At 63.4% G+C, this 12,360-nt stretch carries 11 protein-coding genes; 3 read left to right on the top strand and 8 right to left on the bottom strand.

The features are described from left to right. Positions 1-5 precede the first annotated feature (5 nt). From AC07PQ_RS15750 to AC07PQ_RS15740, 3 genes are all read right to left on the bottom strand, one after another. Entirely contained in the window at positions 6-2,291 is a 2,286-nt protein-coding gene (locus AC07PQ_RS15750; RefSeq protein ID WP_009041368.1) for an ABC transporter permease subunit, read from the bottom strand. A gap of 219 nt (positions 2,292-2,510) precedes the next feature. Then, positions 2,511-3,509, bottom strand: coding sequence for a phosphate ABC transporter substrate-binding protein PstS family protein (locus tag AC07PQ_RS15745; RefSeq protein WP_007928520.1), 999 nt, complete (start codon positions 3,507-3,509; stop codon positions 2,511-2,513). 262 nt (positions 3,510-3,771) lie between these two features. Beyond that, positions 3,772-5,070, bottom strand: coding sequence for an MFS transporter (locus tag AC07PQ_RS15740; protein WP_007928518.1), 1,299 nt, complete (start codon positions 5,068-5,070; stop codon positions 3,772-3,774). Between the two features lie 388 nt (positions 5,071-5,458). Between AC07PQ_RS15740 and AC07PQ_RS15735 the strand changes: the two genes are divergently transcribed. Continuing rightward, positions 5,459-5,863: an acyl-CoA thioesterase gene (locus AC07PQ_RS15735; RefSeq protein WP_003229628.1), complete on the top strand. Its 405-nt coding sequence runs from the start codon at positions 5,459-5,461 to the stop codon at positions 5,861-5,863. Positions 5,864-5,935: 72 nt separating this feature from the next. Continuing rightward, on the top strand, positions 5,936-6,835 hold the full coding sequence (locus AC07PQ_RS15730) for a D-hexose-6-phosphate mutarotase (protein ID WP_493185865.1): 900 nt from the start codon (positions 5,936-5,938) through the stop codon (positions 6,833-6,835). Between the two features lie 7 nt (positions 6,836-6,842). On the opposite strand, the gene AC07PQ_RS15725 is transcribed toward AC07PQ_RS15730, so the two are convergent. The 5 genes from AC07PQ_RS15725 to AC07PQ_RS15705 form a co-directional block, all read right to left on the bottom strand. Further along, positions 6,843-7,379 (bottom strand): DUF3299 domain-containing protein, encoded by a 537-nt coding sequence (locus AC07PQ_RS15725; protein ID WP_493185864.1) that lies wholly within the window; start codon positions 7,377-7,379, stop codon positions 6,843-6,845. 86 nt (positions 7,380-7,465) lie between these two features. Next, positions 7,466-7,711, bottom strand: coding sequence for a GlsB/YeaQ/YmgE family stress response membrane protein (locus tag AC07PQ_RS15720; RefSeq protein WP_007928514.1), 246 nt, complete (start codon positions 7,709-7,711; stop codon positions 7,466-7,468). Positions 7,712-7,818: 107 nt separating this feature from the next. Then, complete coding sequence (locus AC07PQ_RS15715; RefSeq protein ID WP_007928513.1) at positions 7,819-8,901, bottom strand: 5-(carboxyamino)imidazole ribonucleotide synthase; 1,083 nt, start codon at positions 8,899-8,901, stop codon at positions 7,819-7,821. Between the two features lie 11 nt (positions 8,902-8,912). Beyond that, complete coding sequence (purE, locus tag AC07PQ_RS15710; RefSeq protein ID WP_007928512.1) at positions 8,913-9,404, bottom strand: 5-(carboxyamino)imidazole ribonucleotide mutase; 492 nt, start codon at positions 9,402-9,404, stop codon at positions 8,913-8,915. A 392-nt stretch (positions 9,405-9,796) separates the two neighbouring features. Further along, complete coding sequence (locus AC07PQ_RS15705; RefSeq protein WP_007928511.1) at positions 9,797-10,714, bottom strand: LysR substrate-binding domain-containing protein; 918 nt, start codon at positions 10,712-10,714, stop codon at positions 9,797-9,799. Positions 10,715-10,895: 181 nt separating this feature from the next. Here AC07PQ_RS15705 and aspA point away from each other — a divergent pair, with 181 nt between their 5' ends. Beyond that, on the top strand, positions 10,896-12,320 hold the full coding sequence (aspA, locus tag AC07PQ_RS15700; protein WP_007928510.1) for an aspartate ammonia-lyase: 1,425 nt from the start codon (positions 10,896-10,898) through the stop codon (positions 12,318-12,320). Positions 12,321-12,360: the final 40 nt, after the last annotated feature.

Below are 12,360 nucleotides of genomic sequence, written 5' to 3'. Positions count from 1 at the left end.
CTTTCTTAAAGCGACGAGTATTTCTTGCGCAGACGCTGACGGATCAGCTCGGCGAGGGTGTTCATGACGAAGGTGAACAGCAGCAGCACCAGCGCCGAGAGGAACAGCACGCGGTAGTGGCTGCCGCCGACTTCCGACTCCGGCATTTCCACCGCGACGTTGGCCGCCAGGGTGCGCAGGCCTTCGAACAGGTTCATTTCCATGACTGGGGTGTTGCCGGTGGCCATCAGCACGATCATGGTTTCGCCGACCGCGCGGCCCATGCCGATCATCAGCGCCGAGAAGATGCCCGGGCTGGCGGTGAGGATCACCACGCGGGTCATGGTCTGCCACGGCGTGGCGCCCAGGGCCAGGGAACCCAGGGTCAGGCCGCGCGGCACGCTGAACACGGCGTCTTCGGCGATCGAGTAGATGTTCGGAATCACCGCAAACCCCATGGCCAGGCCGACCACCAGGGCGTTGCGCTGGTCGTAGGTGATGCCCAGGTCATGGGAGATCCACATGCGCATGTCGCCGCCGAAGAACCAGTTCTCCATGAACGGGCTCATGTACAGCGAGAACCAGCCCACCAGGATGATCACCGGGATCAGGATCGCGCTTTCCCAGCCATCCGGCACCTTGAGGCGCACCGACTCAGGCAGGCGGCTGAAGACGAAACCGGCCACCAGGATGCCGATCGGCAGCAGCATCAACAGGCTGAAGATGCCCGGCAGATGGCCTTCGACGTAAGGCGCGAGGAACAGGCCGGCGAAGAAGCCGAGGATCACCGTCGGCATCGCTTCCATCAGCTCGATCACCGGCTTGACCTTGCGGCGCATGCCCGGAGCCATGAAGTAAGCGGTGTAGATCGCCGCGGCCACCGCCAGCGGAGCTGCCAGCAGCATCGCGTAGAACGCTGCCTTCAACGTACCGAAGGTCAGCGGCGAAAGGCTCAGCTTGGGTTCGAAGTCGGTGTTGGCCGCGGTCGATTGCCAGACGTATTTAGGCTCGTCGTAGTTCTCGTACCAGACCTTGCTCCACAGCGCGCTCCAGGACACTTCCGGGTGCGGGTTGTCGAGCACCAGCGGTTGCAGCTTGCCGCCGGCTTCGACGATCACCCGGTTGGCCCGTGGCGACAGGCCGAACAGGCCTTCGCCCTCGACCACCTGGTCCACCAGCAGGGTGCGGTGCGCGGTGCTGTGGAACACGCCGAGCTTGCCCGAGGCGTCCAGGGCGACGAAGCCCTTGCGGCGCTCTTCGGCAGTGATTTCGATGATCGGCGTGGTGCCCATCTGGAAGGTACGGATCTGCTTCAGGCGCAGTTCGCCGTCCGGGTCGCGGGCCATGAACCACTGGGCCAGGCCGCCCTTGGAAGTACCGATGATCAGCGAGATACCGCCCACCAGCTGGGTGCTGGCCGTCACTTCGGCATCGGCATCCTCCAGCAGTTTGTAGCGACCGTTGAGGCTCTTGTCGCGCAGGCTGAATACGTCGGCCTGGGCACGCCCGTTGATCACGTACAGCCACTGCTGGCGCGGGTCGATGTACATGGCCTTGACCGGTTCGGTCATCTGCGGCAGCTCGATGCGGTTCTGCTCGCTGGTGACCTCGCCGGTCATCATGTTTTCTTCGCGGGTCAGCTGCAGCACGTGCAGTTGCGCGCCGCTGGAACCGGCCACCACCAGCGCCGAATCGGTGGCGTTGAGGTTGACGTGCTCCAGGGCACCGCCCTGCTCGTTCAGCACGATCGGGGTTTCGCCGTAGGGGTATTCGATGGCCGGCGAGATGGTTTTCTTGCCTTCCGGATAGCTGACCTTATAGGTGTGACGGAACACCAGCGCCTGGCCGTTGGACAGGCCAACCACCACCAGCGGGCTGCCCGGCTGATCCTTGCCGATAGCGGTGACGGTGGTGCCGGCCGGGATCGGCAGGTCGACGCGGCGCAGCTCGGCACCGTTGTCGATGTCGAAGAACAGCGCCTGGCCCTTGTCGGAAACCCGCATACCGACCTGGTTCTGCTCTTCCAGGGAGAACATCAGCGGCTTGCCGGCGTCCTGCATCCAGGCTGGCGTCAGCGGGTCCTTGGCGGTCAGGTCGGCGCCCTGGAACAGGGGCAGCACGACATAGGCGAGGAAGAAGAAGATCAGGGTGATCGCGGCCAGCACGGCCAGACCGCCAACGAGGACGTACCAGCGGGTCAGGCGATCTTTCAGCGCGCGGATGCGGCGCTTGCGTTGCAGCTCAGGCGTATTGAAGTCAATGCGCTTGGGGGGAGAAGTCGGAGTCATGGTGGAGTTGGCCAGATCATTCATGCGCACACCCTAGCGATCCTGTATGACAGAAAGATGACAATGCAGTGACGCAACAAATCCGCCGCGGAGCAGAGCTGGCAGCGGATCGAAAATTGAGGGGTGTAGGAGCGAGCTTGCTCGCGATGGGAGCCGCCAGACACAGATGCTGCGTTGGCCTCGCCATCATGTCGCGAGCAAGCTCGCTCCTACAAGGTCCGGGACAGGCCCGGACCTAGGGTGTTACTTCTTTACGACTGCAGCGCCTTCCTGCAGGCCCAGGTCAGCCAGTGCCTTGGCGGCGACTTTGGCTGGCAGTGGGATGTAGCCGTCTTTCACTACCACTTCCTGGCCCTGTTTCGACAGAACCAGTTTCACGAACTCGGCTTCCAGCGGGGCCAGAGGCTTGTTCGGGGCCTTGTTGATGTACACGTACAGGAAGCGGGACAGCGGGTACTTGCCGTTCAGGGCGTTTTCTTCGGTGTCTTCGATGAAGTCGCTGCTGCCTTTCTTGGCCAGGGCCACGGTCTTCACGCTGGCGGTCTTGTAGCCGATGCCCGAGTAGCCGATGCCGTTCAGCGAGGAGCTGATGGACTGGACCACCGAAGCCGAACCAGGCTGTTCGTTGACGTTAGGCTTGTAGTCGCCTTTGCACAGGGCTTCTTCCTTGAAGTAGCCGTAGGTGCCGGATACCGAGTTACGACCGAACAGCTGGACCGGCTTGTTGGCCAGGTCGCCGGTCACGCCCAGGTCGCCCCAGGTCTTGACGTCGGCCTTGGCGCCGCACAGGCGGGTCGACGAGAAGATCGCATCAACCTGTTCCATGGTCAGGTGCTGGATCGGGTTGTCCTTGTGCACGAACACCGCCAGGGCGTCCACGGCAACCGGGATGGCGGTTGGCTTGTAGCCGTACTTCTGCTCGAAGGCAGCCAGTTCGGTGTCCTTCATCTTGCGGCTCATCGGGCCCAGGTTGGAGGTGCCTTCGGTCAGCGCAGGTGGCGCGGTGGCGGAGCCAGCGGCCTGAATCTGGATGTTTACGTTCGGGTATTCTTTTTTGTAGTGCTCGGCCCACAGGGTCATGAGGTTGGCCAGGGTATCGGAACCGACGCTGGACAGGTTGCCCGATACACCAGTGGTCTTGGTGTAGCTCGGGATAGCAGGGTCAACAGCGGCAACCGCGTGGGCAGTCGCAACGCCAGCAGCGACAAAAGTCATTGCCGCCATCAAACGCTTCAGTTTCATGCCTTACTCCTAGCAGATAGGGTGTGTTAAGTCGGGCCAAGTATCTGTAGGCCGTGTGAACACTCTATGGCTGAAATATGACAATTAGATGAAAGGCCAGCATTCGCGATGGAAGGCTGGCCTTTCTTTATAGAGCGTTTTGTAGCCGCTGCCGAAGGCTGCGATAGGGCCGCAGGCCCTTCTGCGCGTAGAAGACCGACGCGCCCCTTCGGGTCGATCGCAGCCTGCGGTAGCGGCTACAGGGGCGTGCGCAAGGCCGGGATCAGCGGCCCTTTTTCCACAGGTACAGGCCGACCAGGATCCCGATGCTGCAAATAATTGCAACATAATAGGCCGGGCCCATCGGGCTCTCCTTGAGCAGCGCGGTCACCACCATCGGCGTCAGGCCACCGAAGATCGCGTAGGCCAGGTTGTAGGAGAACGACAGGCCGCTGAAGCGCACCACCGCCGGGAAGGCCTTGACCATCACATACGGCACCGCGCCGATGGTGCCCACCAGCAGGCCGGTCAGCGCGTACAGCGGGAACAGCCAGTCCGGGTGATCCAGCAGGCTGTGGTAGAAGGTCCAGGAAGTCGCCAGCAGCAGCGCGCTGCCGAACACGAATACCCGGCCGGCGCCAAAACGGTCGGCCAGCGCGCCGGACGCCACGCAACCCAGGCTCAGGAACACGATCGCCAGGCTGTTGGCCTGCAACGCGGTGGTCGGGGTGAAGTGATAGACCGTCTGCAGCACGGTCGGAGTCATCAGGATCACCACGATGATCCCGGCGGACAGCAGCCAGGTCAGCAGCATCGAGAGAATGATCGCGCTGCGGTGGTCGCGCAGCACCGCGCGCAGCGGCACTTCCTCGGCCAGGGCCTTGCGCAGCTGCAGCTCGGCGAACACCGGGGTTTCGTGCAGCCAGCGGCGCAGGTACACCGAGAACAGACCGAACACGCCGCCGAGCAGGAACGGAATCCGCCAGGCGTAATCGGCGACTTCGCCCGGGGTATAGATGCTGTTGATCGCGGTGGCCACCAGCGACCCCAAGAGAATGCCGGCCGTCAGGCCCGAGGTCAGGGTGCCGCAGGCGTAGCCGATATGCCGCTGCGGTACATGCTCGGAAACGAACACCCAGGCGCCCGGCACTTCACCGCCGATGGCCGCGCCCTGGATCACCCGCATCAGCAGCAACAGGATCGGCGCCCACATGCCGATCTGCGCGTAGGTCGGCAGCAGGCCCATGATCAGGGTCGGCACCGCCATCATGAAAATGCTCAGGGTGAACATCTTCTTGCGCCCGAGCAGGTCGCCGAAGTGCGCCATGACGATCCCGCCCAGGGGCCGGGCCAGATAGCCGGCGGCGAAGATGCCGAAGGTCTGCATCAGGCGCAGCCACTCGGGCATATCCGCCGGGAAGAACAGCTTGCCGACCACCGTGGCGAAGAACACGAAAATGATGAAGTCGTAGAACTCCAGCGCGCCGCCCAGGGCGGACAGCGACAGGGTCTTGTAGTCATTGCGGGTCAACGGACGAGCAGGTTGCGCGGGCTGCGCGACGCTCGAAGGCACAGTGGTCATGGCAAGGGCTTCTCTTATAGTCGGTTCTGGAAGCCGCAACAGCGCTGGTTGTGGCCTGGCAGGTTCGGCACGATAGCAAATTGTTCGAAAAAGCACATAGACGGGCACAATTGACAATCAAAATCAGAACCGGATGGTCGTCGCCGGGCCTGTCGACCGATATACTCGCAGGCATTGGAGCAACGCCGCCCCGGCAAGGGTTGCTGTGCGAAAACGCCGCTGGGCGCCCCAGGCGCCGACTGGGCCAGCCGGTTTCGCAGAGTTTCCCTTTAGTACGCCTTACGAAGAACGTGACGAACGTAGTATGTTCGGGCTGAATCGTTTTTCCTCAAGACGGCTATTCACCTGAAGTACCAATGAAGAGTCACGGGTCAGAGGCACCCCCGGCATGATAGAGCTCGAACAAGAAGATCCGATCCCGCAAGGCGACCTGGCCTTGCAAATCACCGCGCTTCCCCGCGAAACCAACGGCTTTGGCGATATTTTCGGCGGCTGGCTGGTGGCCCAGATGGACCTGGCGGGTACCGCCATGGCCAGTCGCGTGGCCGGCGGGCGTGTCGCCACGGTCGCCATCGACCGCATGGCATTCCTGGTGCCGGTCGCGGTCGGCGCGCAGCTTTCCTTTTATACCCAGACCCTGGAAATCGGTCGCAGCTCGATCCAGATGATGGTCGAGGTCTGGAGCGACGATCCGCTGTCCAGCGAATGGCGCAAGGTCACCGAGGCGGTGTTCGTGTTCGTTGCCATCGACGGCAGTGGCCGCACCCGCTCGGTTCCACCCAGGGCCCGTTAAATTCGGCGTGGGTTAAACCCGGCGGCTGTTACGTGGTCCATAGCAGCCCTGCTTTTGAACGAGAACAGCACCATGCCTACCCCTCACGTTGAAACGGTGAAACTGGATGAACTGAACTGCTGGCGCATCCGCCACGGTCAGGCCGAACTGCTGGTGGCCCAGCAAGGCGCGCACATCCTCAGCTATCAATTGGCCGGGCAACCGCCGCTGATCTGGCTCAACGACGAGGCCGTGTTCAAGACCGGCAAAAGCATCCGCGCCGGCGTTCCGGTGTGCTGGCCGTGGTTCGGCAACTTCGCGCGCAACCCGCAAAGCGTCCAGGCCATGCGCCAGGGCAGCGAGCCGGCCGGCGCCCATGGCCTGGTCCGCGCCACCGACTGGGAACTGCTGGGCATCCAGGCCGAAGGCGAAAGCCTGCTGGTGGAACTGCAACTGCCGATCCCCGAAGGCGGGCTGCCAGGCTGGCCGCACCAGGTCGAGCTGAAGCTGAGCATCCGCCTCGATGAGCAACTGCACATCAACCTCACCAGCCACAACCTGGGCGACGACACGGTCACCATCAGCCAGGCGCTGCACAGCTACTTCGCGGTCAGCGATGTGCGCAAGGTGCATGTCGAAGGGTTGGACGGCCTGAATTACATCGAGACCCTGGATGACTGGAAGACTGCACAGCAGTCCGGCGACCTGCATTTCACCGGCGAAACCGACCGTATCTACCTCGACCCTCCGCCACAGCTGAGCATCGTCGACCCGGCCTGGGAGCGGCGCATCCAGCTGACCAGCAACGGCTCGCGCTCGGCGGTGATCTGGAACCCGTGGATCGCTCGCGCCGAGCAGTTCAGCGACATGGCCGACGATGGCTGGCAACGCATGCTGTGCATCGAGACCGCCAACGTGATGGATGACGTGGTGACCCTGGCGCCGGGCGCCAGTCATACCCTGGGCGTGAGCGTTACCAGCGTAGCGCTGTAACGCCGTCCTACAGATCCGACTCCTGCACCACCCGCACTTTCTGCGCATCCAGCGCATAGGCCGCGTCGGCCAGGTCGTTGCTGACCGTCTCGACCTTCAGGTGGCCGGTCACCCACAGCGGCGTGTAGATATCGTCCAGCTTCACGCCCTTGGGGAAACGCACCAGCACCAGTTGATTGGGCGGCGGTGGCGGCACATGGATACAGGCGCCCGGGTAAGGCACGAGGAAAAACAGCGTGCTGCGCCCCTTGGCATCGGACTCCAGCGGCACCGGATAACCGCCGATGCGGATGTCCTTGCCGTTCATGGCCGGCACGGTCTTGGTCGAATACATCACCGCCGGCAACCCCTTGCTCTGCTTCAGGCCGCCCTTTTCGGTAAAGGTGCCATTGGCTTCGGGGGAGTTGTGATCGATTTCCGGCATTTGCTCGAGGGCTTTCTGGTCCGACTTGGGCATCAGTTCGAGCCAGTCGGTTTCCGGCAGTTCGCCGGCATGAGCCAGGCCCGGGCCCAGCAGAACAAGAATCAACAGAAGACGGCGCATGGAGGAGCTCGGCAAGAAAGGGACAAGACAACGCCGGGCATTCTAGCCCTCTCTACCTGCGCAGCAGAGAGGGCTTTGTCGCTAAATCAGTTCTTTTTGACCAGGCCGTAGATCACCAGCAGCACGACCGCGCCAACCAGCGCGCCGATGAAGCCCGCGCCCTGGCCCGCCTGGTAGATGCCCAGGGCCTGGCCGCCGTAGGTGGCTGCCAGCGAACCGCCGATACCGAGCAGGATGGTCATGATCCAGCCCATGCTGTCATCGCCCGGTTTCAGGAAGCGAGCCAGCAGGCCAACGATCAAGCCGATAAAGATGGTTCCAATAATTCCCATGGCATTTCCCTCTGTATGAGTTAGGTATGCCAAAGCCTAGTTAGCGCATTGGCATCCTGCCATCAGAGAACGGCGGCCCCGATTGGTTCCACCGCGGCCTCAGGAAGTTATTCGGCGATCAGCGCTTCGACCTTGAGGATCTGCGCCTCGAGGGTTGCCTTGTCCTTGCAGCGCAGGTTGGCGTGACCGACCTTGCGCCCGACCTTGAAAGCCTTGCCGTAGTGATGCAGGTGGCAATCGTCGATGGCGATGACTTTCTCCACCGCCGGCACTTCGCCGATGAAGTTGATCATCGCGCTCTCGCCGACCTTGGCGGTCGAACCCAGCGGCAGGCCGGCGACAGCCCGCAGGTGGTTCTCGAACTGGCTGCACTCGGCGCCTTCGGTGGTCCAGTGCCCGGAGTTGTGCACCCGTGGCGCAATCTCGTTGGCCTTGAGGCCACCGTCGACTTCAAAGAACTCGAACGCCATCACGCCGACGTAGTCCAGCTGCTTGAGCACACGGCTGGAGTAGTCTTCGGCCAGGGCCTGCAGCGGGTGATCGCTGCTGGCCACGGACAGCTTGAGGATGCCGCTGTGGTGAGTGTTGTGCACCAGCGGGTAGAAGCGGGTTTCTCCATCGCGGGCGCGCACGGCGATCAGCGAGACTTCGCCGGTGAACGGCACGAAGCCCTCCAGCAGGCACCCCACGCTGCCCAGCTCGGCGAAAGTGCCGACCACGTCTTCAGGGCTGCGCAGGACTTTCTGGCCCTTGCCGTCGTAACCCAGGGTGCGGGTTTTCAGCACGGCCGGCAGGCCGATGCTGGCCACGGCGGCCTCCAGGTCGGCTTGCGACTGGATGTCGGCGAACGCCGGGGTCGGAATCCCCAGGTCCTTGAACATGCTCTTCTCGAACCAGCGATCTCGGGCGATGCGCAGGGCTTCGGCGCTCGGGTAGACCGGGACGAACTGCGACAGGAAGGCCACGGTTTCCGCCGGCACGCTTTCGAACTCGAAGGTCACCAGGTCCACTTCGTCAGCCAGCTGGCGCAGGTGATCCTGATCGCCGTAATCGGCTCGCAGGTGTTCGCCCAGGGCAGCGGCACAGGCGTCCGGAGCCGGGTCGAGGAAAGCGAAGTTCATCCCCAGCGGAGTGCCCGCCAGAGCCAACATGCGACCCAGTTGGCCGCCACCGATTACACCGATCTTCATCGTCAAAAACCTCAGGCGATGCGTGGGTCTGGATTGTCCAGGACGCTGTCTGTCTGCTCAGCGCGGAATTTTTTCAGCACAGTATGAAATTGCGGATGCTTGGCGCCAAGGATGCTCGCCGACAGCAGCGCGGCGTTGATCGCGCCGGCCTTGCCGATGGCCAGGGTGGCGACCGGAATGCCCGCGGGCATCTGCACGATGGAGAGCAGCGAGTCGACGCCCGAGAGCATCGATGACTGCACCGGAACGCCCAGCACCGGCAGGTGGGTCTTGGCCGCGCACATGCCTGGCAGGTGGGCCGCGCCACCGGCACCGGCGATGATCACCTCGATGCCACGCGCTTCGGCATCGGTGGCGTACTGGAACAGCAGGTCCGGGGTGCGGTGGGCAGAGACCACTTTCACCTCGTAAGGGATGCCGAGCTTTTCCAGCATATCGGCGGTGTGGCTAAGGGTGGACCAATCGGACTTGGAGCCCATGATCACGCCAACCAATGCACTCATCGTCGTGCCTCTTCTCTCTGGGCGCCCGCGGGCGCGTCAAAAACAACAAGCCACGCGGAGTGCGTGGCTTGAATGTGCGAATTATGGCCGGACGAACCGGCCGAAGGCCGCGCAGTATACCGAAAAAGGTGCATTAAACGCACTTTTGCCGACCATCTGTCATACACCATGTTTCAGGCGCAAAGCGGCGGTTTTATTGACTTTTGGGTCAGTCAGCATGGGCCAGGATCGTTGCCAGATTCCTGTAGCCGCTGCCACAGGCTGCGATCGACGGCGAAGCCGGCGCAAAGGCGGTATTCCCACTCCTTCAGACAGACCGCGTCGCCAGGTTTTGCGGCCCCTGCGACGGAGTGCCGCCCAGAGCGAGCGCAGCCTTCGGCAGCGGCTACAGGTCAGGTGTTGCCTGTGCCCTGCGCCGCGCCACCTTCGAGCTTGCGCCACAGCAGCCGGACGTTGGCCTTGCGCACCAGGGCGCAGCGGTACAGGCGGATCTCCAGCGGCACATGCCATTGCGCGCCGCCGCAGACCACCAGTTCGCCGCGGGCCAGTTCGGCGCGCACGCTCAGGTGCGGCACCCAGGCAATCCCCAGGCCTTCCAGGGCCATGCTCTTGAGGCTGTCGGCCATGGCGGTTTCATAGACCGTGGTGAACCGCAGGTTGCGCTGGCGCAGCAGCTGGTTCACCGAACGCCCGAGAAACGCCCCGGCGCTGTACGCCAGCAGCGGCACGCTGGCCTCGCCTTCCAGGTCGAACAGCGGCTTGCCGGCGGCATCCGCCGCGCACACTGGCAGCATCTCGGTCTGGCCCAGGTGCAGTGAAGGAAAGATTTCCGGGTCCATCTGCATGGCCGAGTCCGGGTCATAGAAGGCCAGCATCAGGTCGCAGCCGCCTTCGCGCAGGGCATGCACGGCCTCGCCGACGTTGGTCGCCACCAGCCGCGTGGCGATGTTCAGGCCTTCGTTACGCAACTGGGCGATCCAGCGCGGGAAGAAACCCAGGGCCAGGGAGTGCGCCGCGGCGACCTGCATCACTTCGCCCTGCCCGCCTTCGAGGTGATGCAAGTGCCGCAGCACTTCGCCCAGTTGCTCGACCACCGTGCGCGCGGTCACCAGGAACAGCTGCCCCGCCGCCGTCAGTTCGATCGGCGTGCGCGAGCGGTTGACCAGGGTCAGCCCCAGCGCCGCTTCCAGGCTGCGGATCCGTCGGCTGAAAGCCGGCTGGGTCACGAAGCGCCGTTCGGCGGCCTGCGAGAAGCTGCGGGTGGCGGCCAGGGCACTGAAGTCCTCGAGCCATTTGCTTTCCAGATTCATCACGTCCTCCCGGGGAACGCACCATTTTAGGTCACACGCTTGCCGCGCAAGCGGCGTCACACGGGCATTATGCCGTTTATGCATAGGCCAGTGTTTAACAGCATTGGCCCAAATTTTCCCGCAGGCCTAGGATTCGCAGCGTTCCGGCACAGACCGGGTCCATATCGAGATGATTTCTATCATGTCCTCCGCTGCATCTTTCCGCACAGAAAAAGACCTGCTTGGCGTACTCGAAGTACCTGCTCAAGCGTATTACGGCATCCAGACCCTGCGAGCGGTGAACAACTTCCGCCTCTCTGGCGTTCCGATTTCGCACTACCCAAAACTGGTCGTGGCCCTGGCAATGGTCAAGCAGGCAGCTGCTGACGCCAACCGCGAGCTGGGTCACCTGAGCGAAGCCAAGCACGCTGCCATCAGCGAAGCCTGTGCCCGTCTGATCCGCGGCGACTTCCACGAAGAGTTCGTGGTGGACATGATTCAAGGCGGCGCTGGCACTTCGACCAACATGAATGCCAACGAAGTCATCGCCAACATCGCGCTGGAGGCCATGGGCCACAGCAAGGGCGAATACCAGTACCTGCACCCGAACAACGACGTGAACATGGCGCAGTCGACCAACGACGCCTACCCGACCGCGATCCGCCTGGGTCTGCTGCTGGGCCACGACGCGCTGCTGGCCAGCCTCGACAGCCTGATCCAGTCGTTCGCCGCCAAGGGTGAAGAATTCAGCCACGTCCTGAAGATGGGCCGTACCCAGCTGCAAGACGCCGTGCCGATGACCCTGGGCCAGGAGTTCCGTGCCTTCGCCACCACCCTGAGCGAAGACCTGGCCCGCCTGAAGACCCTGGCGCCGGAAGTGCTGACCGAAGTGAACCTGGGCGGTACCGCCATCGGTACCGGCATCAACGCCGACCCGCGTTACCAGGCCCTGGCCGTCCAGCGCCTGGCCACCATCAGCGGCCAGCCGCTGGTACCGGCCGCCGACCTGATCGAAGCCACCTCCGACATGGGCGCCTTCGTGCTGTTCTCCGGCATGCTCAAGCGCACCGCGGTCAAGCTGTCGAAGATCTGCAACGACCTGCGCCTGCTGTCCAGCGGCCCGCGTACCGGGATCAACGAGATCAACCTGCCAGCGCGTCAGCCAGGCAGCTCGATCATGCCCGGCAAGGTCAACCCGGTGATCCCGGAAGCGGTCAACCAGGTGGCGTTCCAGATCATCGGCAACGACCTGGCCCTGACCATCGCGGCCGAAGGCGGCCAGCTGCAACTGAACGTGATGGAGCCGCTGATCGCCTTCAAGATCTTCGACTCGATCCGCCTGCTGCAACGCGCCATGGACATGCTGCGCGAGCACTGCATCACCGGCATCACCGCCAACGAGCAGCGCTGCCGCGAACTGGTCGAGCACTCGATCGGCCTGGTCACTGCGCTGAACCCGTACATCGGCTATGAAAACGCCACCCGTATCGCCCGCATCGCCCTGGAAAGCGGCCGCGGCGTACTGGAACTGGTGCGCGAAGAAGGCTTGCTCGACGACGCCATGCTCGCCGACATCCTGCGCCCGGAAAACATGATTGCCCCGCGTCTGGTCCCGCTCAAAGCCTGACCAACGCCCGCCCTGGCCACAGGGCACCGCTCACCAGGTC

It is taken from the genome of Pseudomonas sp. GW821-FHT09E12 (assembly GCF_059416085.1).
This window is presented reverse-complemented; position numbering and strand designations above follow the sequence as displayed.